Origin of the sequence: Winslowiella sp. 2C04 (assembly GCF_050037805.1) — a bacterium.
Taxonomy (GTDB): domain Bacteria; phylum Pseudomonadota; class Gammaproteobacteria; order Enterobacterales; family Enterobacteriaceae; genus Erwinia; species Erwinia toletana_A.
The window spans coordinates 634102-657722 of record NZ_CP188300.1 but is presented as its reverse complement, the minus strand read 5'-3'; the positions used below and the strand labels follow the sequence as shown (position 1 = coordinate 657722).

Below are 23621 nucleotides of genomic sequence, written 5' to 3'. Positions count from 1 at the left end.
ATAAAACTCTTAGATAGAATTAATTAGCCTGATTTAAATCAAAACTCACCGGCATGGTTACTTTATACATACCGCCAGTTAATATTTCTGCTGGCGGCGGTGGAAAAGGCTGGGCGCGATCAATCATTGCCAGTGACTCTCTGTCGAGCGAAAGCGTTTCCGATGAACGAATAAGCTGGCGGGAGATCACGCCGCCATCGGCACCCACCACAAATGACACCAGCACGATACCCGATCGGCCACGTCGTCTGGCATCTGCCGGATAGGCTTTAACCAAATTCAGTTTCCCTTTAACTAACCCTTCCCAGCTTAGCTGACTGTTGCTCACGGTAGCCGCATCACTGGCTACCGGCGCGGCGGTGGTGCTGGCAACATTTAACTGTGGCTTGGGTGCCGCGCGGTTAGCCACTTTTGCATTACCTTCCACCGCTTTCTGAGGCAGCAAATTTTTGTGCTTCATATCATGCGGTTTGGTCGGCTTCGGCGTGGCCTTTTGCGTTTTTGGCTGCTGCAACTCAGCATTATCCGCCGTGACTACCCGATGCATCTGTTGCTTCTCTGGCGTAGTTTCCGGGGTGGCTGCGTCCACCTTCTGTTGCTGATTAATACCCAATGGCACATCCGGCTGACGATTGGTGACCTGAAATTGCTTGGAAAACGCCAGCATCACTGCCGCCGGTGGCGCTGGCGGCGGCGTGTTATCGCGCCAGGTGGTAATTAAAAGCGCCACCAGCAGCAAGTGAACGATAACGCTACAGCAGAGGCCTGCACGCCAGCGCGGACGATGCAGATAAGGTGCAGTTGTCAGCATCATCGACATCAGCGCGCAGCGACAGCAACGTACCAGACATAATCCGCTTGATCGGCGGTGATCTTCATTCCCTGCTCCGCCAGCATCAGTACCAATGGCCGGGCTTGTTTATCCAGATCGTGCAGGTGTAGAGGCACACCAAGATTACGGGCAGCGTGATAACCGCCGGCGATCAACAGCGCAGGTTTCGGCGCTGCCAGTAACTGCTGCGCCATAAAGCGGTCGCGCTGCTGCTGCACCGCCAGCATCGATGCCAGACGATCGTTATCAATCTGACCGCCATGCATGGTCACAATCAGCGTCGACAGCGCATCCAGCACCGGTTGCCGCGTCGACAGTTCGCCTGCGGGCAATTGCTTACTCTGATAAATCTGCTTCACTTCGCTGGCGCTGAGGTTGGCAGCCAGCAATGGATAGTCTCCGTGCAGCGCAGTGGTCACTACTCCGCCATACAGCGCCCACGGCCAGCCTTTATTCCACTGCAACAGCTGTTGCAGACGCTCATCACGAATATAGGGCTCGCCTTTCAATCCCTGCTGAAGTTGATTCACCGCCTCCTGTTGATCGCTGGCAATCATTTCCATCAGCACACTACCCTGCTGCCGCCTTTTCGCCATCTGGTTGAGTAACCACTGCTCAATGCGATGGTGATCGGTGTTGTCGTGCTTTTCACCAACGATAACCATCGGTGCAGCACTGAGTTTATCGACCAGAGCAGCGGCAGAGAGCGGCTGATTATCTCGCAGTGATTCAATTCGTGAGGAAAATTCCAGCGATTGCGTCAGCTGCGGTTCAGATTGCCTGACGTGTTGCTGGCAACCAGCCAGCCATGAAACCAGTAGCCCTGCGACTAACAACTTAGTCTTTATCATTTTTTTGGCCTGAGGAGAGGGGCAAGTGAAGTTGGTGTTAATATTCAGTTACGAAAGCGAATGATAATAATTATCATAATCACGATCAATATAATTATCATTTCTCTACGAAATCTTAACGAATCTGGCCAGTTTGTGAGGGTATTATCGGGAGGGAACTGAGGGATAAAGGCCGGTTATCCGGCCATTTTCGCACTGATTATCTGGCTACAGACGGTAGCATCGTCCTTCAATGTGCTGCGCTGCACATTTGTCAGTTTACTGACGGTATTCAGCACATTATCTGCTGCCTGCTGATTAAACTTTTTACGATCCAGCGCGTAATCACCATTACCAGAGTCAACAATTTTCCGCATCGCGGCCAGTGGTGAGCGGTAGTCAGGCAATTTAACCGCCTGACAATAAACCGCCACATAATAATCCTGCTCCTGCTTATCAACACGCGATAGCGACATATAGCCAACAATTACTGCCAGCACCACCAGCGGCAGAAAAAATTTTATCAGGGCACTGCGTTTATTCATCCTGGTTACCATTTAGTAAGACCTTTAACAGTCGGCAAACAGGTTATCTGTGCAGAGCTGATTTACCGGCGGCGTCATCGCCGCCCGCATCATACCGCGTCAAAAAATCAAAATACCACCGAATAATTCAGACCAAAGGTGCGGCCACGCCCCTTGTAGCTGTAAAGCGCAGGTGAGCCATAGGTCGGGCTGTAGAGTAACGGCGCGCGCTGCCCCCAAAGTGTGGTGTAATCGTTATCCAGCAGATTTTCCACACTGAAGCTGACTTTACCCACCGCTAACGCATAGCTGCCCAAAAAGTCGATGGTGTTATACCCTTCAAGCCTGTTGCCTTTCTCATCGGAAACATCAAAGGTTTGCTGAGATTGCAGCCGCAAATTCCATTCGCCCGGCGCCCAGCCAATATAAGCCGTGGCCTTTGACGGACTGGCACTGTCTACCGTTAGTTTATTCCAGCTTCCGTTCACCCGGGTCTGCGATTTAATCAGATTAAAGGTGCTGCCAGCACTCCACTCGCTATTATCAAAGAAGTAATCCAGCGCCCCTTCCATCCCATAGATACGACGCTTATCGTCTTCAAGATTAATGGTCATATCGGTTTTATTGATCGAGATGGTTCTGTCCGACAAGGAATAGTACGCCGCCAGTTGAGTGCGCAGATTATCACCGGTGTAGCGCCAGCCCAGCTCCCACGAGTTAACCTTAATTCCGTCGAGCTTAGAATCGTTAACGTTAACGCTGTCTTGCAATTGATAGTGACCATTCACCAGCTTATAACTGCCGGAACCATAATATTTTGCCAGATCGGGGATCTCAAACCCTTGTGAGAAGTTGAACCACGCCTGCTGACGCTTAGTCAGATGTGCCAGCAAACCGGCGTTAAACAACAGGTTGTTGTAACTGGTGTTGCCGCCCGGTACCGCATCGGCGGAAGTCGCCAGCCCGTTAGCAATCGCCTGCTGTTGCGCATAACCGATAAAATCATCGACCTGGTTTTCGGTGTACTGATAACGCACGCCGCCGCTCAGGGTAAACATCGGATCAATATCGTAGCTGGCCTGCATAAACGGCGCGAGATTGGTGGTGGTATAACCCGGGTAACGACCGACATTATAGGCGTTCTGCAGTATCATTCCTCCGGACTGCTGCGCCTTCGCCAGATTAAAAAACTGCTGATTGGCATTGAAGCTTTCATGTTCCGCATCAATCCCCCAGGTTAGCGTCAGACTATCGAGCGGCTGGCTGTTCAGTGTCAGCTTGCCACCATAAAAATCGGTTTTCTGCTGTGAGGCGCTTATGCTGCTGACCACACCTTTACTCAATGTCGGAAACGGATAAAAGGTCAGTGACTCATCACGATAAAAAATTTGTGCCACAAAATCCTGCCCCCAGAAATCGGTGTTGGAATATTGCAAATTAATCAGATGACGCTCAGTACCGGGAATGCGATCGGACTTCAGCCCGCCGCGGTTGGCAGCCGTGCCCTTGCCGGTCACCGCCGAAAAATTTTCGCCAAGCCAGAGGCCATGCTTGCCATCCGACTCACTGTTGAAATATTGCGTAGTCAGCTGGAGCTGCTGATGCTCGTCAATATTCAGCGTACCGGTGCCCATCAGATCAATGCGGTGCGAATACTGTAATCCGGTCTGAGTATTGTCGATCAATACCTCATTGCCTTTACCGTCGTACCAGCCGCCATAGCGTTGGTAAGACAGCGACAGGCGCCCCGACGCCTTTTCATTACCGCCGCCAATTGCGGCGGCGATATTTTCATCGCGATCGCTGTGGCTGTTAAAACCGCTTTTACCGCCGAGCTGCAATTCGACCTGCTTTTCCGCCTGTCCCTTTTTGGTGACGATATTGATTAAGCCGCCGGTACTGCCACCGCCATACAGCGAGGTAGCCCCAGAAATCACTTCAATATGAGCGATATTAAACGGATCGATGGCATCCAGCTGGCGGCTGTCACTGCGCGATGAGTTAAGTCTTACGCCGTCAATCATCACCATCATCGAGCGGCCACGCATATTCATGCCGTAGTTGGTACGCCCCTGACTGCTGACGTCCATTCCCGGTATTAACTGGGCAAGAATCTCTTTCAGCTCTTTTCCACCCTGCACCTGCTGTTCAATCTCCTGGCTTTCAATCACCCAGCTGGTTTGCGCCATTTCTGCCACCGTCCGGTGCGCACGGCTGGCAGATACCACTATCTGATTCTCCTCGGCGGCCCAGGCGGGGGGTGACAACATCATTAACAGGCAAAGGTTTACGATCCACAGAGTACTTATTTTTATCATTTTCTATTTTTTCCTTAAAAAGTCCGTTTATTAAGGCGTGTAATCAAACTGGTTGTGCTGAAGATCGGTAACCGGGCACTGACTACGCCAGTGGATCACCGATGGGCTGGACGTTAAATCGAACTGCTGACGCCCTAAAGCCCGATTAAGAATACGCGCCGATCGCCAGGCCATCAGGCTGAGCTGCGGTTCCGCAATGCCATGACTGTGCATGCTGGCATTAACGGCAAACAGGCAGTTGTCCTGCGGGCCATCCCAGCGCAGGGTGAAATCTGGAGTAATCTGGTACTGCCGATCGGCGGTCAGTTGCAGCCGATGCACTAACGGGCTGAGGAATGCCGGGCGATACTGTTGATAGCCGGTGGCAAAGATCACGACATCACTATCGAAATGCTCATAGCCCTGGTCGAGATGATGCTGCGTGACCAGCCGATAGCCCTGCGACTGCCGGTGCAGAGCGGTCAGGCTGCGGCTCGGCAGCAGTCGTGCCCAGACCGGTTCACGCAGTACCTCAAAACGGTGGTACATGGCGCGATAAATCGTCAGTAGCGATTCACTGGTAACGCCATCGGAAGTCATCTTTTGCTCAGCAAGTAGCTGCTGCTTCGCGCCGTCGTTCAGGCTAAAGAAACTCTGCACATAATCCGGTGTAAAGTACTCATTCGCGAACGCCGCTTCATCCAGCGCCTGGTAGTTGTTACGCCGTGATAACCAGTTAAGCTGCTGCGGCACCCCCCATTCTGCGCGGAAAATATTGAGGAACAGATCAGCACCGCTCTGTCCACCGCCGACGATGGTGACCCGCTTTCCGTTGAGATCGGGATTACGCAACGCCATCTCACTGGCATGAAAACAGTGCGCATTCTGCTCACTGACACACTCTGGCAGGGCCGGCCTTTTGCCGATGCCGAGGCAGATATGACGTGCGCGACAGATACCCTGCGAAGTCGTCACCACAAACAGCCGCTGACGATCGTCAAAATCCACGCTGTCGATCTGCTGGCTGAAGGCCAGTGAGTCGAGGCGGCTGGCGACCCAATCAAGATAATCGGCGAACTCCTCACGCGATACGGTGCGCTGCTCTGTTGTCAGGAAACGATAGAATTTCTTGCGCTGTACCAGATAGTTAATAAAGCTGTAGTAGTTGGTCGGTGATACCGCACTAACCAGATCCTTGAGAAAACTGGTCTGCATCTGACACTCCGGCACCATCATGCCCGGATGCCAGGAGAACCGCGCTTTGCTTTCAAAAAACTGACAGTTGAAACCGGGTACCTCACTCGCCAGTGCGGCGATACTGAGATTAAACGGGCCAATTCCAATACCGATAAAATCAAGAGGCTGCTTCACTGATCCTGCTCCATGCTGACCCTATACAGCGGGTTATCGAGATCCTGTCGGTACTGCGGCAACATGCGCTGACCCCGATCCTGCTCTGACCAGGTCAGCCTCACTGGATTCAGCACCACACGTAAGATTTGCGGTTTAAACAGATCGAACAGCGCAAAACGATCCGCCAGCTGTGGATGCTGTGCCATATATTGCTGCAGCACCTGCGCCAGCAGCTGATAAAAACGCATTTCGCTCAACCCACCTGAAGCCAGCAGCGGTGAGATAAAGCGTAATACGGTAACAAAATGCCCGGTTTGTAAGTCATGAATCAGGTAGTCCGCCGAGAGACGAGCAGTGACCTCTTTGACCCCGGCGGGCAACGAGGAAATTTGGGGGAAATCCAGATCGACCAAGCGCATATCTCCCTGAAAATCTTTGAGAAAAATACGCTGCGGCAAGTGATTTTTTATCACCAGCGTGATGTTTTGCCCGTGGGCAATCAGCCCAACGCCATAACAACACATCAGGTGATACAGCGGCACCACCACGCAATGAAACAGTTGCAGCAGCCACTGTTCCGCACTCAGTTCCGACGCGTTAATCCACTCAACAATCAGCGGGTTGCCCTGATTGTCGCACTCCATCAGTGCCGCCATCAGTACCGCCTGCTCACCCTGTTTCAGGTAACAGCCGGGGTTTTCACGCCAGATAATTCCCAGCATCTCCTGATAACGGTATGGCGCGTGCCTGAGCATGGCATAGGTCGGATGCGCCATATAACCCGCTGCCGGTTCAGCAAGAATCGTCGCGCCGCTACTGCGCAGGGTGCAGTCCTCGGCAAAAATCTGTTGCAGCCAGTGCGAAGCGGCCGGTCCGGCACTGATATATTTTCCGGGAATACCGCGATAACAGGAGGTGTTGTAAATCGTCAGCGGCAGCTTGATGTCGAAAGCGACGTTACGGCTGATATTGGTCAGAGTACGCAATGATTGCTGAGCAAGATAAAGATCGCCAAACTCCCCCAGTTCTACCAGCTCACCTTTTGCCAGCTGCGGCAGAAAATGCAGCGCGATTTTTTGCTGCCATTGCCACGGATGTACCGGCAGCGGGATCCACCGATCGTCCAGCTCAAGCTGTTGCCAGTGGCGGTCAAAGCGCCGTCGTTCAACCTTATCCATCGCGCTGTTAAGTAACGCATCCAGCGAGTGAAGCCGATCCGCACTCCAGACAAAATGGGTGCGCCGCGCCGCCAGCCAGCATAGACGGAACTGCCCCTGATATTCCGGTGCGTACTGGCGTAATGCACTCAGCCCCCAGCCACGTCGCGCTTTATTAAAAATAAATTTCGGATGTCCAGCCAGCAGACACTGTAAGGCCTCAGGATCGAGGGCGATCAGATCCGCCGCACTGCAGCCATGGCGCGCAAACAGCAGCTGCATATCGCCGCGTAGCGTGGCATAAAGATCTTCCAGCTGTTCAGCGATCTGCGCATCATTCATCTTCAGCATACCCGCCAGCTGGCACAGCATCTGATCGGCCTCCAGTGGGAAGCCATCGCAGCTCAGACTGGCAACATCGATATGCAGCCATCCCCAGATTCCGCGCGTCGCGCAGAAGCGGTAGCCTGCCTCACCGACCACAATTCGCCACGCGCCATCCTGCTGGTGGGCCTGCAACAGTTGCTCATACTCCAGTTCAGCCAGCATCCGCGCGATCATCTGGCGATTAACCCGTTGCCAGTCCGGATAGTCAGACGCGATCATCGGCCAAACCTCCGAAAGAAGGCTTCACGCTGATTGATAATCAGCCGTGAGCGCTTATGGGGAAAATCGAACTCTTTCACCGTCTGATAACCTGCGGCAGGCAGATGACGGAATAACCGCTGATTATCAGCACGCGGTTCTGCCACCACCCGGGTGGTACGGCTTTCATCAAGATAAAGGTAGTGAGTCAACCCGCTCAGCCAGCTGTGAATATACGGCGCACCACGCCAGTTCTCTTCACCTACCAGCATGTGTAAGCCACGATCAAACGGCAGCCAGCGATAATGCTGACCAATGCGATCTTCCGCAGCCCAGTAAACCTCGAAATAGCCAAACGGCTGGTCATCGAAACAGCCCAGCAACGGATAGCAATAGCGTGAGTCGAGCTGGCGTTGCAGATAGGCAACCTGCTGCTCCAGCGGCCCGCGCATTTCCCAGAACGCATCAACGCGCGGCGCATTCATCCAGCGGGTAAACTGCTCGGCATCGCGCGCCACATCCGGCAGGCGGAAACTTAAGCTGTGTTTTATCAGAGGATCGAAGCGGCGATAAACCTCACCTTCCGGACGTGGTGGCCGTCGCGGCAGCCACAGTTCATGGCTGGCATCATAGTGCATCTCACTGGCAGGCGGTCTCGCCGCTGATGTCAGCCACAGCGGCAGCTGATAAAATTGCTCACGCGCCAGATAATCTCCGCAGAGCTGCGCAAACAGCGCCTGCGCCTGTGGTTGATCGCACCATTCAGCATACGGCAGCATAATGCCGCTCAGTTCGGGGGCGGCGATCAGTAGCTGATCGCATGCAGCAATTAACCAGCCAGCGGGCAGTTCACCCGGCGAGTGCAGCACTGCGCTGCCATCCCGCCCAAGGCCAACCGACAGATTTTGCTCCAGCCGTTCACAGCGAAAACCCCTGCTGGCGTGCACTACTCTGGCAGAAGGCATCACAGGCTCACCTCACCAGGCAATGGATTGGTCAACGAAAAGTAGATCTCGGCCGGATCGATAAGCGTGTTTTCATTGTGTCCACGCAGAGAGCAGAAGAAATTGCCTTTGCAGCGCCATTCGGCGCTATCCAGCACATAATCGAGGCATAACGGATCGCTGACCGTTGCCCGCAGCTGACTCAGGATATCGCGAACCCGCGCGATCAGCTGGCTTTCCTCAGCAAACCTGGCGGCGGCCAGTGCCGCAGTCACTGCCAGTGCCGAGTTAACGATCAGGTAATAGGGAAAATAGCGCAGCCGTTGCTGCTCACTGAAGCTATTTTCTGCACTGGCTTCGTCAATCTGCGCCAGCCAGCTGCCTGCAGCGGCGGTAAAACCACTGCCCTGACAATCACGAAACATCATGCCAACCGGTAAATCCTGCTGCATCACCACCAGGATATTCTGTTGATGTGCCAGCAGCAGCAGCCCGTAATCGGCTTCACAGCTGAACAGCGGCATCAGCACCTGCTGGCACCAGGCATCCAGCCAGCAGTAAGCCGCTTGCGGCAATGAAATCTCAAGCCGTGCTGATAATCGATGCACCGCCGCTGCCAGCAGACTGTCGCCGCCATCCGGTGCCGCCTGAGTCAGGCTTGCCAGCACATTAGTCTGGCTGTGTGGCTGGCCAAACAGCAGATTAACCCGCAGCGCCAGCAGGCTCTCCGGCTGTAAATGCCCCTCAGCATCGCACAATCCTGCCCAGCCATCTTCCTGCATCACTTGCAGCGTCGGAAAACGCGCCTGTAATTGCTGCCAGCGCTCAGTGTGCGCCAGTCGTGCCAGCCGCATGCCGCGCTGCAACTCTTTCAACGATAATGTTCGTAATGAATTGGTTAGCTGTACGCTAAGAGAAAACTTCACCATATCGCGGCTGGAGGCGCAGTACAGCGAACGGCAAGAGCTGGTCGCTGACCAGCGTTGTCCAGCCTCGCCTAAATCGCGCAGCCGCTGTTGCATCACCAGTTGCTGACACCAGGGTTGTGTCAGCAGGCGCTCGGCCTGCCACGGATGCATCGGCAGCAGCCAGATATCATCAAGAAAATACGCCAGCAGCTGCGGCGCATTTTCTGCGGCAAAGCGGTGCAGCCGCTGCTGTAACGTCAGACCCAGGCTGTCACCCACCAGATAACGCTTATCTACAGCAAACCAGCGTAATGGAAATCCGGCGGCAAACTCCGGCAAATAGCGACGCGCCTGCTGGGGCGTTAAAGGCTGATGTGATTTTGGTGCCGGATGAAAGGCATGGCCCACCAGCAACGCCTGCTCGGCGTCAATAAAGTTTAGCGGTTTGTCGCGCAGCCCGGGCCAGTCCGTACGGCTGGCAATCGCCTGATGTGTATGGGAATGGCTCTCCAGTACGCGCTGGCGAAAACGTGCCAGCTGATGCTCATCCACCCTATCTTTGATTGATGGCTTTGCCAGCAGCAGGTCAACCAGCTGTTCCGGACTGAGCCTGCGACTCTCCTCCTCGCCGTCAATATGCAGACGCGCCGGAAACAGATAGTGATGATGCTGAGTCAGCGAATAAAAGCGCAGGTCAATACACAGCGTTTGAGAAGGCAATAGCGAGATTTGCAGTTGTGCATATTGCTGTGCTGCGCCAGCCGGAATAATTTGCCAGTCCCGGGTTTCGCGCGTCAGTGCATTAAGAAAACACTGCGCAGCAACATCCGTGACGGATGCTGCATGTTGAATGGTCATAATCCTTGACTCACTCTGATATCCTTGAGAATGATTCTTATATCAAGAGTGATTTACATTATCAACTTATTAGCTTGCGTTTCTTGAGCCGGCTTTGATTAATACGCTTGTCGCAGTGAAAAATGTTCTTCGTGACTTAAGGCTAAATGAAATGATGATCATAATTATGATTGAATATAATTATTGTGATAATGAAAATTAATATCAGCTTCAGCCAAAACGCTATCAAAGACTGCTCATTTGCTGTTTTATCAGCGAATTATAACGGATGAAATACAGAAAAAAATGAGAATCAATAGCATTCAGCAAACGGAGTAATTACAATTAAAAACAACAGGATAGAATTTTCTGCTTTTACGTTAAAAATATATCCCTTTGCTATTTCATGATGCATACTTGGCTTAAATCAACTAAATATAAATCCAAATCGCTTATTATGGAGCTGCCATGCTGACTAACGAAATGACCGCGCGCCTGAACGATCAGTTAAACCTGGAATTCTACTCCGCTAATCTTTACCTGCAAATGAGCGCATGGTGTGGTGACAAAGGCTTTGAAGGAGCCGCAGCATTTCTTAAAGAACATTCGCGCGAAGAGATGCAGCATATGCAACGCCTGTTTGATTATCTGGCTGATACAGGCTCAATGCCGGTACTGGGCAGTATCGCTGCACCACCGGTAGCATTTAATTCGCTGGCAGAAGTATTTGAACAAACCTACGAACACGAGAAGCTGATTACCGGTAAAATTAATGAGCTGGCGCACTACGCCATGACCTCACAGGATTATTCCACTTTCAACTTCCTGCAGTGGTATGTGTCTGAACAGCACGAAGAAGAGAAACTGTTTAAATCGGTACTGGATAAACTGGCGCTGGTTGGCACCAGTGGCAAAGGCCTGTTCTTTGTCGATAAAGATCTGGCTAAAATGGGCGCGGAAAATCACGGTCCCGCAGCCTGATGATGGTCAGCGCGTGATGCCACGCCATTTTTAGCCAGGCAGTCACGCAGCACGTTGAAAGCGGGTAACATTACCCGCTCGTCGACGCAGGCAAAACCCAGCAGTAATCCGCGTGTTGCCTGCGGTTGCATATAATATTGCGACAGCGGGCGCACCTTCACTCCCTGGCGCAACGCCTGCGCGGCAATTGCCACATCATCACAGCCGTCCGGCAGATTAAGCACCAGATGCAGCCCAGCCTCATGATTGAACTCACGCAAAAAATCCGGCCCCAAATAGCGCTGGATCAGTGATATCAGAAAGGCGCGGCGTTTGCCATACAGCAGCCGCATCCGACGGATATGCGCCGCATAATGCCCTTCACGAATAAATTCAGCCAGCGCCCGCTGGATCAGTAAATGCCCGCCACGATAAAGCTCAGCTGCCGCAGTGCGTAGCGGAGTCATCAGCTGCTTCGGTACGATCATGTAGCCGATACGCAGGGCCGGATAAAGCGTTTTACTGAAAGTGCCCATATAGATCACCGGTGCATCCGCTTCCAGCCCCTGCAACGAGGGAAAAGGCTGTCCGGAAAAGCGAAACTCGCTGTCATAATCATCTTCCACAATCCAGCTGTGATGGCGTCGCGCCAGCGCCAGCATCTGCTGACGGCGGGCCAGACTAAGATGCGCCCCCAGCGGATACTGGTGTGAAGGCGTAACAAACATCAGCCGTGGTGGCGTGCGGTCGGCATCGCTGGCAGGGATAATGCCCTCCTCATCCACCGGCACCGGCATAATTTTTAGCCCGTTGATGCGCAGGATATTGCGCGTTCCCCAGTAGCCAGGGTCTTCGATCCATACCCGATCGCCGCTATCACACAGCATGCGTGAAACCAGATCCACCGCCTGATGAACCCCTTCGGTGATCAGAATCTGATCGGCATCGCAGTTAACCGATCGCGCTACGCGCAGATAATCCGCCAATGCACTGCGCAGTTCGCTGCAACCACCAGCACTGCTGTAGATCAACCGTTCAATATCCGGTTCGCGGCTGAGTCGCGCCTGAATACGGCTGAACTGCGCATGAGGAAACGCGGTGACATCCGGCGCACCCGGCACAAAAGCTCCCCACTGGTGCGGCGACGCCCCGGCATAACCGAGCAAACTGGCACCGCGCCGCGACATTTTTACCTCCGTTGCACGACGCTGCGGCGTGCAGCTGGCCGATCCGCTGGAGGAGAGACAGCTGTCTGGCAGCGTTTCCGCTACCCAGGTGCCGCTGCCGGTGCGTGCTTTGACATAGCCTTCCGCCAGTAAGTGTTCATAGGCATTCAGTACCGTATTGCGTGATACGCCCAGTTCGTGAGCCAGATCGCGCGATGCCGGTAGTCGGCTTTGCGGCAGCATAATGCCGTCGATAATCGCGCCGCGCAGACTGCGAAACAGCCGCGCATGCAGTGCGCCTTCGGTTTCCCGTTGCAGTCGCTGCAAAAGGTGATCTCCGTGCAGAGTACGCAATTGGCTCCCTCCCTCAGTGTAAAAATGGCTCTCGTCACAACGCTTCGCTAGCGGGTAAATAGACGTTATTGCTTAACGTTTGTAAATAACTAATAACCGCGGAGTAACAGGATGGACAACAAAAACGCCCCTCTCAACCAGCGTCGTTTGAATGCCACCCCACGTGGGGTTGGCGTGATGTGTAACTGGTTTGCCGAACGCGCCGAGAACGCCACCCTGTGGGATGTTGAAGGCAACCGCTATATCGATTTTGCCGCCGGCATTGCGGTACTGAACACCGGCCATCGCCATCCTAAAGTGACGGCAGCCATCGCCCAACAGCTGACGCAGTTTACCCATACCGCATTTCAGATTGTGCCTTATGAGAGCTACATTTCATTAGCCGAACGTATTAATCAGCGCGTGCCGGTTAACGGCCCGGCTAAAACCGCCTTTTTTACCACCGGCGCCGAAGCGGTAGAAAACGCGGTGAAAATTGCCCGAGCCAGCACCGGACGCCACGGCATTATCACCTTTGGAGGCGCTTTTCATGGGCGCACTTTAATGACGATGGCGATGACCGGCAAAGTCGCGCCTTACAAGCGTGATTTTGGCCCAATGCCGGCAGGCGTATTCCATGCCCGCTATCCCAATATCTTACGCGGCGTCAACGTCGAGGATGCCATTAACAGCATTGACGCGCTGTTTGCGCATGACATTGCGCCGGAAGATGTCGCCGCGATTGTGCTGGAGCCGGTGCAGGGAGAAGGCGGTTTTCATATCGCTCCAACGCCGTTCCTTGCGCAACTCCGCCAGCTTTGCGATCGCTACGGCATTCTGCTGATTGCCGATGAGGTTCAAAGCGGCTTTGCCCGCACCGGAAAACTGTTTGCCATGGAGCACTATGGCGAAGTAAAAGCCGATCTGATCACCATGGCAAAAAGCCTGGCGGGCGGTATGCCGCTTTCGGCAGTCGCCGGACGCGCTGAAGTGATGGACGCGCCTGCAGCAGGCGGTCTCGGTGGCACCTATGCCGGTAATCCGCTGGCGGTTGCTGCCGCACATGCGGTGATGGATGTGATCGATGAGGAACAGCTTTGTCAGCGTGCTAACCAACTCGGTGCCGCCCTGGTTGAAGTATTGCAGCAGGCAAAGCGCAGCATGCCGCAGATTGCCGATATTCGTGCGCGTGGCTCAATGATTGCGGTGGAGTTTTGTCATCCTGACAGCGGCAGGCCTGACGCTGACATCACCCGCGCGGTACAACAACATGCCATGGCGAATGGCCTGCTGCTGCTGACCTGTGGTCAGCACGGCAATGTAATTCGTTTCCTTTATCCCCTGACCATTCCCGATGCGCAGTTTGCCGAAGCGCTTACCCTGCTGAAACAGGCTCTGGCAGCACAGATCTAACGCGCTGACCTCGCGACCACTGACAGTTCTGAACAGAAAACTCTCTGCGTTGAGGTGTGTTTACTCAACGCCTGATTGGCCAGCGAAAGGAGCCACCATGTCGTTCGAAACGTCGTATCTGCCGGCAACTGAAGCCGCGCAGCGCCAGCATACCCGCAGCAAATCGCTGAGCTTTGTTGAAGGTGTCGCGATGATCGTCGGCACCAATGTTGGTGCTGGCGTGCTGTCGATTGCCTATGCCTCACGTAAGGCAGGCTTTATGCCGCTGCTGTTCTGGTTGGTGGTGGTCGGCGTGTTTACCACCATCACTATGCTGTATGTCGCCGAATCGACCTTGCGCACCCGGTCACACTTGCAGCTTAGTGGTCTGGCAAAACGCTATGTCGGTGGCTTCGGTTCCTGGCTGATGTTTTCCTCGGTTTGCGTTAACAGTATTGGTGCGCTGACCGCCTATATGAGCGGCAGCGGCAAGCTGTTGCAGTCATTACTTGGCCTGTCGCCCTCTGTCGGTAGCCTGTTGTTTTTTATACCCGCGGCCGGGGTGCTATGGCTGGGACTAAAAGCGATTGGACGCAGTGAGAAAGTGATCTGCGCCGGGATGATCCTGATGTTGTTATTGTTATTTAGCGCCACTTTTATTCAGGAGAAAACCCAGCTGGTTAATCTGCTGGAGGGCAATTGGCTGTTTATGATCCCGGTATTTAATGTGGTGGTGTTCTGCTTTTCTGCCCAGTACATCGTGCCGGAAATGGCGCGTGGTTTTAGCGATAAACCTCAGCAGCTACCGAAAGCGATTATTGTCGGAATGGCGATCACCTTTTTGCTGCTGGCGGCGGTACCGCTATCGGTGATTGCGCTGAATGGCCTCGCCGATATCTCGGAAGTGGCGACCATCACCTGGGGTGAGGCGCTGGGTCAATGGGCATTCTTCTCGGCGAATATCTTTGCGTTGCTGGCGCTGGTGTCATCCTATTGGGGGTTGGGCGGAAGCTTTCTCAGCAACATTGGCGATCGCTTTAACTGGGATATCGAAAATATACCCTGGCGTCGGCTGGTGGCGCTGCTGATGGTGGTGCTTCCTCCCTTTGCGCTGGCCTGGAGCGGGCTGGTCTCGTTCGTGAATGCGCTGTATATCGCCGGTGTATTCAGCGGCGTGGTGTTGTCGATTATGCCGATGCTGATTCTTAAGGGCGCACGTGCCAGCGGTGATAGCCAACCGAGCTGGCAATGCAACCGGGCGATCACCCATCCGCTGGTAAAAGTCATTATTATCGCCATTTACCTTGCCAGCGCGGCCTACGCAATCGCCTCTCTGTTCAGGCTGCTGCCTTCCGGCTGGTGATAAACTCGTCTTGCCAGATATCTGGCAAGACTTCATTCGTTACTGAACGGCCAGGTTGCGGACCCCGACTGTTGGGCGATCGGATGCCAAATGGCCGTTACCGCACCTTCCCCCCCGCTAATCGGATCCTGCTGCGGAAGCGGTACACGCTTAATGTTTTCGATTGATTGCGCCATCTTACTCTTATCATCGCGCAACGTATCCGGCTCAATACCTTCAGGATAAGCGCCGACGGAGAAGAAATCCTCACTGGCGAAAATTTGCTGATGGCCGACACCAGCCGGAATCAGTACCGCATCACCGGCGCGCAGCGTCACCACGCGGCCGCTCTCGCCACCGAACAACACTTCTGCCCAGCCGGCGCTGACGCCGAGCAGTTCATGGGTATTTGAGTGATAGTGGGTATAGGGGAATACCGGATAACGCCAGCGCGGTGGCCAGCGATGAGCGGCGAATAGCTGTTCAAACCAACCGGCAATATCTTCCGTACCCTCCGGCACCACGCGAGGATAGATAATCAGGGGTAGCGGATTATTGGGTACGCCATTAGCGGGCGTAGCCAGCATCAAATGCTGAGGATGAGTTGACGCGCCGGCAGAAAAAGTTCCAGCCGCAAATGACATCATTAACAACAGACTGCCTGTTGATGGCAACATATTGACGTCTCCCGTAATGCGATAATCGATATGTTTAGTGTGGCAGTTATTAATAAGCACGCAATAAAATGATTGGGCACAAAGTCACAAAACATGTTTAAATTTAGTTGCTTAACTCAAATTCACCCAAAAAAAACCGGTGGTGCCAGCCACCGGGTGAACCAAACGTTAAATTCTAAACAGGAACACAGGATTGCTGTAGCGGTCAGTTAAGGCTTCACCCCGCCCTGCCGGTACAGTGCTCAATACGTTTTTATTTCAGTATGAAAAAAGCTTTTATTTTTTCACTGATCTTTTTATTCAGCTGGCAGATTCTTGCCTCGGTCAGGCCAAGTATCAGCGCAATTTCTTTCAGGCTCATTTCCTTATTATAATAAAGAGCGAGGATCGTTCTTTCGCGATCATCAAGCGTACTGAGCGCCAGTTTTAACGTGCGCTGAATATCGATCTCCTCTTCCATTACCCGTCCGTGTAATGCAGTACCAAGGCCATCGACAGAAAGTAAATCATCATAACTTTCCATGCTGCTGGCGCTTTCCAGCATCCGATACTCCTGGAAAGTTTTATTACTCAGACCAAGATGATGACGAATCTCTTCATCAGAAGGATGGTGTCCTAGCTTACGCGTCAGATCGCGCATCGCGTCATTAATTTTGTGCGTTTTCTGGCGCAAACGCCGTGGCCGCCAGTCGTGCAACCGCAGTTGATCAAGCACGGCACCGCGTACACGCTGCAATGCATAACCAGCGAACTGAGCGTCCGGTCGGCCATAGCGACGCAGCGACTCCAGCAGGCCGATTAATGCCACTTGTTCCAGATCGTCACGATCCATTACGCTGTCTGCTTGCGTTGAAAGCTGGCGCACAACACGTTTAACTAAGGGTAACCACTGTTGCAAATAGTGGCTCTCTTCAGCTACGGTTAATACAGTAATATCAGTAAATACGCTCATGATTGCCAATTAATGATGTTCTTTGAAATTAATACGTCATTAAAAGACAGCTGTTCACCATAAGCTCCTTTATAACGCGCCATAATATTTTGCATTCCATCTACAGGAAAATGATGCTGTTGATGTGCATCGGCAATCAGAGTATTGAAGTGACCCTTAATGACGTCACAGCAAAGTTGCTTCTCTATTTTTATCATCGTCAAAAATAAATTTGTCGAAGATGATTTTTCCTGTTGGTTGAAATAGCCTTTACTGGCAACTATCATTGCGGCAATAAAAATCGCAACAAAGACTGTCAGCAACTTGCTAATAAAAAAATGATTAATCGTCATCTTTCACACCGTTGTTGATATAAATTGTTCGGTGCAGGATTCTCTGCCTACTACCGATAATTCAACTTTCTCAGCGCTAAAAAATAATCACACAGCTGATGTAAGCTCTGTGATCATTATCCTAAATATTGGTTAAATTCGTTCTAAGAAGTCACGACAGCGCAGATTAGAAAGCTCTTGTCGTTAACGGGAAAACTCTCTCACCTTTAATTTTCAGATGAAACTCTTTGACGGAAAAACCATTAACATGATGATGCATATGATTTATTTATTTTTTTCAGCAAAGTGTGAAGCATTTATCAGCCGCGAGATTTATACCCATGTTCAAGGAAAGATCGACGCAGCCTTAAGGATAGCGACGTATTTAAGTTTCCTGACAACGTGTCGTTGTGGGTAGGTATCGAATTTAATCGCGGTACTGGCAGGAAGATTGAATGAAATTGAGCGCATCATCAGAACAACGAATTGCCTCCGGTCTGGAGAGTGCTGAGGAAATAAACGGCATAATCGATGAGGGACAGAAAGCGTTACAACAGCTGCCAGAAATTGACCAGGTTCGCATCGCCGAACTGAAACAAGCCATCGCGAACGGTAGCATCCCGCTGGACGTCGATACTCTGGCCCGTAACATGCTGGATTATTTCCGCAACCGCGGATAACTGACAACGCAGGTGCACAACTGTTATAGAAAAATGTGCGGTAACTGTGCCTGTTATTACTGTTTACTTCGTGTTCTAATTTTACTCTGGCTGGAGTTTGATGACCGAGGTGAACAATGAATGAAATAAAACAGATCCTGCAGCGCGAGATCGACACACTGAATCGTGAAGAGCAGCGCGACAACAAACCCCGCTTCAGCTTCAACTTTTTGAAATCCCATCCCGGCCTGTGGCTGTCGATGTATATCTGTTATGCCCTGAGTGTGGCACTGATCTTTACTACCGACTTCCTTGGCTGGCCAGCATTCTGGGGCGCATCCGTTTTCGTGCTGCTGATGAGCGTGTTGATGCTGATGGATATCAATCCAAAATACCGCTTCGAAGATATCGACAATCTGCACGATTTGCGCGTCTGCTATTACGGCGAATGGTATTATGTGCGCACCCTGTCTGATACGGCAATCAACGAGATTCTCAATCACCACAATACGCCGGAAAAAGTGAAAGCCGGTATCCGCCATCTGTTATCGCAGAAGGGCGAAGTCGATTTTTATGACGTCTATTCGCTGACCTGGGGGCAGGCGCGCGCCTCCTCAGTATAATCCCCGTTCCTGCATCACATCATGGCGGCTATCAGGCCGCCGAGAACTGCCGCCGCCGCTTCCTGGGCATCATCCCAGACCCAGGCGGCATTAAAGCGGAAGTAGTTGGCATATTGCTGACCCGACGAGAACATACTGCCCGGCGCAATGCTGATATGGTGCTCAAGCGCACGGTAATAAAGCTCCGTTGCATTGACCTGTTTCGGCAGTTCAATCCAGAGAAAATAGCCACCGTGTGAATCGTTAATCCGCGTGCCGTAAGGCAGATGGCGCTTAAGTGACTGCCGCGCCAGGTTTTTGCGCTGTTCCAGTACCTGACGCAGTTTACGTAAATGGCTGTCATAACTGCGGGTGCCCAGATAGTTGGCCAGCGCCAGCTGCATAGGTGCACTGGTCGACAGAGTACTCATCAGCTGCAAACGCTGAATACGCTGCGCATGTTTTCCTGCCGCCACCCAACCGACGCGAAAGCCCGCCACCAGATTTTTGGAAAATGATGAGCAGTGCAATACATTGCTGGTGTGATCAAAGGCTTTGGCCGGCAAAGGCTTATCCCCGCCAAAATAGAGTTCGCTGTAAACGTCATCCTCAATCAGCGCCACATTGTGTTCGGCTAACAAGGCCACCAGCTGCTGTTTCTTCTGCTTCGACAGCGTGAAACCGACCGGATTTTGCTGATTTGTCATCAGCCAACATGCCTTGACTGGCCAGCGCTCCAGCGCCCTTTTCAGCTCATCAATATCCATGCCGTGCTGCGGATCGGTGGCAATCGCCACTGCTTTAAGCTTCAGCCGCTCAATCGCCTGCAGTGCGCCATAAAACGACGGGTTCTCAATCACCACCCAGTCACCCGGCTCGGTAACCGCCTGCATGCTGAGGTTCAGCGCTTCCATTGCCCCATTGGTAATGACAATCTCATCGGGCGAAACGGTAATTCCCTGTTGGGCATAACGCTGGGCCAGCGTTTTGCGCAGCGCTTCATTACCTGGCGGTAAGTTATTAATGGCATCCGCTGAGGTCATGGTGCGCGAGACGCTGTTAAGAGAACGCATTAGCTGGCGCTGCGGAAACAGCTCAGGATCGGGAAATGCCGAACCAAAAGGCACAATCAACGGATCGCGGCACGCCTGCAACACATCAAAGATAAAAGCGTTGATATCCACCGTTTCCGCCAGCTGGACTTTCTGGTGGCTGATCGGCTGGCTGAGAAATTCTGCACGCGGTGCCACATAGTAGCCAGACTGTGGACGCGAAACGATCCATCCCTGACTCTCCAGCACCTGATAAGCATGCATCACCGTCATTAAACTCAGGCCGCTAAGCGCCACTTGTTCGCGTAGCGACGGCAGTTTTTCACCCGGTTGCCAGACTTCGGCTTCCACTTGCGCGCGGATCTGATGGACCAGCTGTTGGTATTTTGCCACGATCTGTTACAGGCCAGTTGAGAAAACAGAGCGACTATTATAGGTGATTGCTGGCCTGCGTCGAGGGCGTCATCAGAAAGATAAATCGACTACCACGTTATCGGTATAGGTGCCCGGCGGTGGCGTTGAGATAAAATCAACCACCCTTGCGGTGTAGTTGTAGGTGCGTGTCAGGCCATCGCTGCTCACGGCACTGGAGGAGGCGCTGGACCAGCGGTCGGTCCCGGTTGGTCCCCAGTTAGTATTGGTGCTGGCTTTCAGAATGCTGTAATTAATCGTGTAGCCATTGTAGAGCATCCTACGTATGCCAAATATCGAGTTGTTACCATTGCTCAGGCCAACGGTATATGTACTACCTTTGGTGCAAACTACGCTTATCGACTGGGAAACCGGTGCGAAGGCAGTGGTCAACGGTGCGCTACCAAAATTAAGGTTGGGTGCGGTGATGGTGGTGCAGTCATTACCAATCACCATCGTTACGGTAATCGGAATCGTGCCGGATCCATTCTGATCGCTGAGCGCGACACAGACCCCCCCTATATTTGCGCCAGTACAGACACGATAGGTCACCGCAATATTTAGCGTAACGGTATAGGTTCCGGCCGCTACCGTTTGCCCCGGCACCGTGCGCAGATAGAGTGGGAAGGTGAAGTTAAGCCCACCCAGCAAACCGATCAGATTGCCAAGCTGGGTTGACGTGTAAGTGACGGCGGTCGCACCAATCGTCATTTCTGATGTACAGTTTGATGTCGAGCAAAGCCTGACAGGGATATTATCCGGCCCTGAATCACCTGCGCGTTTCATGGTGCCGCGCAGGGCATCAGCCGAGACAGCACTGGCTCCTGACAGCCGCAGCGTTACGCTATTGGTCGCCAGCAGCGACAGAATATTACCCGCGCCGCAGTTAACATGCACTTCCGTGGAGGTGCTGCTCACCGTGCTGTTCACCGCAAAGGAGCTGGCGGAGCCAAAGCTGGCGGTGGAGGCTGGCAGCGTGCAGGCTGCCCAGCCACCGGAGGAAAACACCAGTGTGATTAACGCTACAAGCGCGGCAAGAAGATTTTTCATCGGCGTTTTCCTGAAGATAAGTCAGACAATGATGCTGTAGTGGAAGCGACGGGTGCGGAAGGCAGGTTGCAGACAATCGGCCCATAGGTGCTTAATCCTTTTGGCTTACCGTCTGCAATCACCAGCCGGGTTTCGCAGCGCCTGCCGTCTGGCGTCACCGCCACAATCTGATTGTCGGCAGTCAGGTTTTCCATCCAGCTAAGACCATCCCAACCAACATATTCGATGGCCTGCCCACGGCGATAGATTTGCGTTGAAACCGGTAATGGCTGACCCTGCTGGTCATGCAGGATTACGCTGGCCGCGCGAAGCGGTTCAATCGGGAAGTCGAGCAGGTAGCCACTTTGCCGCTTCACGGCAAAACGTTTTTCCACTTCAGGCGCGGTCATATCGGCGGGCAGATTAAGGGTATCAATACCGTACTTCGCCGGATAATAAGAGCTGATGCCAGGCACCAGCAAATAACCCTGGCTGTCGGTTTTTCCCATCGACTGGTTTTCATAACGCACGTTGATATCGGGATAACCCGTTTTCACCAGAACAAAGGCATCGTTAACCTGGTTAGCGGCAAACACTCCGCCATCCATCAGCAGCAGCGAACCGGAAAGATCGGCCCATTGCGTGGTGTTATCGCTGTCGCCATAGAAACCGACCGAAGTATCAATCTTGCGGTTACGCCAGTTCAGGCTGGCCTGCCGATAATCACTGCCGACACTCTGATGCGCCCAGGAAGCATCCCAGGCCAGGCCGCCATCGCTTGGCATCGATCGTGACACCCACGCGCGCTGTGCAGTCCCCCCCTGCTGATTACGCTCGGTACTCAGGCTGGCACTGTAATGCTCGCCGAATGGGATAATCAGCGATATTGCTCCCGCCCAGTCACCCTGCTGCTGATCGCGGCTGGCGGAAACGTACAGGCTGCTGTTTCCCCAGATATTTTTGCTCCATGACAGATTCCACAGCCGGGTGCGATCGCCCGATCCTGACGTGATATCGATAAATGCGGCCCCCAGGCTGCCGAAACGATTAAGGGAAACGCTGGCATTGTATTGGGCACTACGGTGACTCAGCGTGTATCGACTATTGCTGTTATTTCCCTGCCGGCTGCCATACAGCCCCAGATCGCCGTAGCTGCTGGTGCGAATGGTGTGCTGAGTACCGACATTGAACCAGCGCTGGTTATATTGATATCCCCAGCTGTATTGCCTGCCGCTATCAGCATACATCCGGCTCTGGGCCAGCGCGCCGTTTACCACCCCCAGCGAACCGATTTTCATCTGGGCGCCAGCGCCGCCTAACGCCAGTGACTCTGCGCCCTCGGCGTGGGTTTCCAGCGTCAGCCAGTCGGTAACGCCATAGCGCAGCGAGCCGCTGGTCGCTGCCGGTCCATAATCGAAGTTACTGATGCCGTAATTTTGGCGGATGCTCCCGGCCGCAACCGAATAGTCAGTCAGACCCGGCTTTAGCAGATCGCTGGAGACATAAAATGGCAGTGTGGTGGTTACCTGGCGGCCAACCGCATCAGTGGTGACAATCACCGCGTTCCCGGCACCATTGACGAAGGGCATATTGGTTAATGAGTAAGGCCCCGGCTGCACATTGTTGCTGCTGTTGCGGTAGCCATTAACGAACAGATCAACCGTTGAGGGAACGGCGGCCTGACCGGCGAAGGATGGCAGCGGATAAGTCACCAGATCCGGGCGTAAAGAGAAGTCGCGGCCGAACTGTACGCCGCCGATACGCACGCTGCTGCTCCAGCCCACAGAGTCGGTGACCAAATCACCCAACCGCCAGCTCAGCGCATCGTCTTCATCCTGATAGGTCCAGTAGGTGTCATAACGTATATAGCCGTCATCCTGATAACTGGATTCATTGCTCAACTGCTGCTGCCATACCCCGTTACTGATAAACTGACCGGAATCACCAAACAAACGAAACTCATTCCACGCCGAATAGCGCGTGCCTCGGTTATCTGCGCGGCTGGCATACAGATCGTAGTTAAACAGCACGCCGCTACTGGTTCGGCCCGGATAGCGTAATGCATGCTTACCGCCGGAGAAATTTTGCTCGGGTAGCCACTCACTGGGCACCGTCAGAACCATACGCTGACCGGCGCTGTCATACTCTGCTTTAACTCCTGGCAGAGTGGTCACATCCACCTGTTCGCCGGGCATTTTAGACGCCGGGATACCCGCGTTTTGCAGATCCGCAGCGCGTAACAGATAGTGCCCGTCGCGAAACTGCACCGGCACAATCGCGCCGCGATCGGATTCGTTCACCACCAACCCCAGCATATACTGCTGATTCTTCACGCTATTACTGGTTGCTACCGGAGGCGGCAAGGTATCCCAGGTTTCCCCATAGCCACTCACCGGTGATAGCCAACAGATTACCCCGCTGATAACCAGCGAATAGCGCCGCGAGGGCGGTGACCAAAAGTTAGCCAT

The 23621-nt window shown here is 53.2% G+C and carries 20 protein-coding genes; 5 read left to right on the top strand and 15 right to left on the bottom strand.

Annotation, left to right across the window (positions count from 1 at the left end; all coding sequences use genetic code 11):
* Positions 1-19 precede the first annotated feature (19 nt).
* The 8 genes from ACP3TC_RS02905 to ACP3TC_RS02870 form a co-directional block, all read right to left on the bottom strand.
* Entirely contained in the window at positions 20-814 is a 795-nt protein-coding gene (locus tag ACP3TC_RS02905) for an energy transducer TonB family protein (protein WP_426817484.1), read from the bottom strand.
* A gap of 5 nt (positions 815-819) precedes the next feature.
* Entirely contained in the window at positions 820-1683 is an 864-nt protein-coding gene (locus tag ACP3TC_RS02900) for a ChaN family lipoprotein (RefSeq protein WP_426817483.1), read from the bottom strand.
* 176 nt (positions 1684-1859) lie between these two features.
* On the bottom strand, positions 1860-2207 hold the full coding sequence (locus ACP3TC_RS02895) for a hypothetical protein (RefSeq protein ID WP_426817482.1): 348 nt from the start codon (positions 2205-2207) through the stop codon (positions 1860-1862).
* Between the two features lie 107 nt (positions 2208-2314).
* On the bottom strand, positions 2315-4504 hold the full coding sequence (locus tag ACP3TC_RS02890; RefSeq protein WP_426817481.1) for a TonB-dependent siderophore receptor: 2190 nt from the start codon (positions 4502-4504) through the stop codon (positions 2315-2317).
* A gap of 30 nt (positions 4505-4534) precedes the next feature.
* Positions 4535-5854: a lysine N(6)-hydroxylase/L-ornithine N(5)-oxygenase family protein gene (locus ACP3TC_RS02885; protein ID WP_426817480.1), complete on the bottom strand. Its 1320-nt coding sequence runs from the start codon at positions 5852-5854 to the stop codon at positions 4535-4537.
* Positions 5851-7599: an IucA/IucC family protein gene (locus ACP3TC_RS02880; protein ID WP_426817479.1), complete on the bottom strand. Its 1749-nt coding sequence runs from the start codon at positions 7597-7599 to the stop codon at positions 5851-5853. The genes ACP3TC_RS02885 and ACP3TC_RS02880 overlap by 4 nt, the downstream gene beginning before the upstream one ends.
* On the bottom strand, positions 7596-8546 hold the full coding sequence (locus ACP3TC_RS02875) for a GNAT family N-acetyltransferase (RefSeq protein ID WP_426817478.1): 951 nt from the start codon (positions 8544-8546) through the stop codon (positions 7596-7598). Before ACP3TC_RS02875 ends, ACP3TC_RS02880 begins: the two co-directional genes overlap by 4 nt.
* Positions 8543-10288 carry an IucA/IucC family protein gene (locus ACP3TC_RS02870; protein WP_426817477.1) on the bottom strand — a complete coding sequence of 582 codons (1746 nt, stop codon included), beginning with the start codon at positions 10286-10288 and terminating at the stop codon, positions 8543-8545. Before ACP3TC_RS02870 ends, ACP3TC_RS02875 begins: the two co-directional genes overlap by 4 nt.
* A 447-nt stretch (positions 10289-10735) precedes the next feature.
* On the opposite strand from ACP3TC_RS02870, the gene ftnA reads away from it, so the two are divergent.
* Positions 10736-11248 (top strand): non-heme ferritin, encoded by a 513-nt coding sequence (ftnA, locus tag ACP3TC_RS02865; protein ID WP_313853724.1) that lies wholly within the window; start codon positions 10736-10738, stop codon positions 11246-11248.
* Here the strand turns inward: ftnA and ACP3TC_RS02860 are convergent.
* Positions 11230-12747 carry a PLP-dependent aminotransferase family protein gene (locus ACP3TC_RS02860; RefSeq protein WP_313853726.1) on the bottom strand — a complete coding sequence of 506 codons (1518 nt, stop codon included), beginning with the start codon at positions 12745-12747 and terminating at the stop codon, positions 11230-11232. The genes ftnA and ACP3TC_RS02860 overlap by 19 nt on opposite strands.
* A 111-nt stretch (positions 12748-12858) precedes the next feature.
* Between ACP3TC_RS02860 and ACP3TC_RS02855 the strand changes: the two genes are divergently transcribed.
* On the top strand, positions 12859-14139 hold the full coding sequence (locus tag ACP3TC_RS02855) for a 4-aminobutyrate--2-oxoglutarate transaminase (RefSeq protein ID WP_426817476.1): 1281 nt from the start codon (positions 12859-12861) through the stop codon (positions 14137-14139).
* A gap of 97 nt (positions 14140-14236) precedes the next feature.
* Positions 14237-15481: an amino acid permease gene (locus ACP3TC_RS02850; protein ID WP_313853728.1), complete on the top strand. Its 1245-nt coding sequence runs from the start codon at positions 14237-14239 to the stop codon at positions 15479-15481.
* 32 nt (positions 15482-15513) lie between these two features.
* On the opposite strand, the gene ACP3TC_RS02845 is transcribed toward ACP3TC_RS02850, so the two are convergent.
* The 3 genes from ACP3TC_RS02845 to ACP3TC_RS02835 all read right to left on the bottom strand — a co-directional run bounded on the left by ACP3TC_RS02845 (position 15514) and on the right by ACP3TC_RS02835 (position 17421).
* Positions 15514-16137, bottom strand: a complete 624-nt coding sequence (locus tag ACP3TC_RS02845; RefSeq protein ID WP_426817475.1) for a cupin domain-containing protein — start codon at positions 16135-16137, stop codon at positions 15514-15516.
* 253 nt (positions 16138-16390) lie between these two features.
* A complete protein-coding gene (locus tag ACP3TC_RS02840) occupies positions 16391-17089 on the bottom strand; it encodes a FliA/WhiG family RNA polymerase sigma factor (protein ID WP_313853731.1) in 699 nt (232 codons plus the stop codon).
* Positions 17086-17421 carry a hypothetical protein gene (locus tag ACP3TC_RS02835; RefSeq protein WP_426817474.1) on the bottom strand — a complete coding sequence of 112 codons (336 nt, stop codon included), beginning with the start codon at positions 17419-17421 and terminating at the stop codon, positions 17086-17088. Before ACP3TC_RS02835 ends, ACP3TC_RS02840 begins: the two co-directional genes overlap by 4 nt.
* A 434-nt stretch (positions 17422-17855) precedes the next feature.
* Between ACP3TC_RS02835 and flgM the strand changes: the two genes are divergently transcribed.
* Together flgM and ACP3TC_RS02825 are read left to right on the top strand one after the other, a co-directional pair.
* Complete coding sequence (gene flgM, locus ACP3TC_RS02830) at positions 17856-18080, top strand: flagellar biosynthesis anti-sigma factor FlgM (RefSeq protein WP_313853733.1); 225 nt, start codon at positions 17856-17858, stop codon at positions 18078-18080.
* Between the two features lie 116 nt (positions 18081-18196).
* A complete protein-coding gene (locus ACP3TC_RS02825; RefSeq protein ID WP_313853735.1) occupies positions 18197-18682 on the top strand; it encodes a YlaC family protein in 486 nt (161 codons plus the stop codon).
* A 14-nt stretch (positions 18683-18696) separates the two neighbouring features.
* Here the strand turns inward: ACP3TC_RS02825 and ACP3TC_RS02820 are convergent, their stop codons facing one another.
* From ACP3TC_RS02820 to ACP3TC_RS02810, 3 genes are all read right to left on the bottom strand, one after another.
* On the bottom strand, positions 18697-20106 hold the full coding sequence (locus ACP3TC_RS02820; RefSeq protein ID WP_313853738.1) for a PLP-dependent aminotransferase family protein: 1410 nt from the start codon (positions 20104-20106) through the stop codon (positions 18697-18699).
* A gap of 72 nt (positions 20107-20178) precedes the next feature.
* A complete protein-coding gene (locus tag ACP3TC_RS02815; RefSeq protein WP_313853740.1) occupies positions 20179-21174 on the bottom strand; it encodes a Csu type fimbrial protein in 996 nt (331 codons plus the stop codon).
* Positions 21171-23621, bottom strand: coding sequence for a fimbria/pilus outer membrane usher protein (locus tag ACP3TC_RS02810; protein WP_426817473.1), 2451 nt, complete (start codon positions 23619-23621; stop codon positions 21171-21173). The genes ACP3TC_RS02815 and ACP3TC_RS02810 overlap by 4 nt, the downstream gene beginning before the upstream one ends.

Coding starts and splice junctions, on each gene's coding strand:
- ACP3TC_RS02895 (WP_426817482.1), bottom strand. CDS start 2,207: ATGAATAAACGCAGTGCCCTGATAAAATTTTTTCTGCCGCTGGTGGTG.
- ACP3TC_RS02815 (WP_313853740.1), bottom strand. CDS start 21,174: ATGAAAAATCTTCTTGCCGCGCTTGTAGCGTTAATCACACTGGTGTTT.
- ACP3TC_RS02890 (WP_426817481.1), bottom strand. CDS start 4,504: ATGATAAAAATAAGTACTCTGTGGATCGTAAACCTTTGCCTGTTAATG.
- ACP3TC_RS02840 (WP_313853731.1), bottom strand. CDS start 17,089: ATGAGCGTATTTACTGATATTACTGTATTAACCGTAGCTGAAGAGAGC.
- ACP3TC_RS02905 (WP_426817484.1), bottom strand. CDS start 814: ATGATGCTGACAACTGCACCTTATCTGCATCGTCCGCGCTGGCGTGCA.
- ACP3TC_RS02825 (WP_313853735.1), top strand. CDS start 18,197: ATGAATGAAATAAAACAGATCCTGCAGCGCGAGATCGACACACTGAAT.
- ACP3TC_RS02845 (WP_426817475.1), bottom strand. CDS start 16,137: ATGTTGCCATCAACAGGCAGTCTGTTGTTAATGATGTCATTTGCGGCT.
- ACP3TC_RS02850 (WP_313853728.1), top strand. CDS start 14,237: ATGTCGTTCGAAACGTCGTATCTGCCGGCAACTGAAGCCGCGCAGCGC.
- flgM (WP_313853733.1), top strand. CDS start 17,856: ATGAAATTGAGCGCATCATCAGAACAACGAATTGCCTCCGGTCTGGAG.
- ACP3TC_RS02835 (WP_426817474.1), bottom strand. CDS start 17,421: ATGACGATTAATCATTTTTTTATTAGCAAGTTGCTGACAGTCTTTGTT.
- ACP3TC_RS02870 (WP_426817477.1), bottom strand. CDS start 10,288: ATGACCATTCAACATGCAGCATCCGTCACGGATGTTGCTGCGCAGTGT.
- ftnA (WP_313853724.1), top strand. CDS start 10,736: ATGCTGACTAACGAAATGACCGCGCGCCTGAACGATCAGTTAAACCTG.
- ACP3TC_RS02810 (WP_426817473.1), bottom strand. CDS start 23,621: ATGGCTAACTTTTGGTCACCGCCCTCGCGGCGCTATTCGCTGGTTATC.
- ACP3TC_RS02900 (WP_426817483.1), bottom strand. CDS start 1,683: ATGATAAAGACTAAGTTGTTAGTCGCAGGGCTACTGGTTTCATGGCTG.
- ACP3TC_RS02855 (WP_426817476.1), top strand. CDS start 12,859: ATGGACAACAAAAACGCCCCTCTCAACCAGCGTCGTTTGAATGCCACC.
- ACP3TC_RS02880 (WP_426817479.1), bottom strand. CDS start 7,599: ATGATCGCGTCTGACTATCCGGACTGGCAACGGGTTAATCGCCAGATG.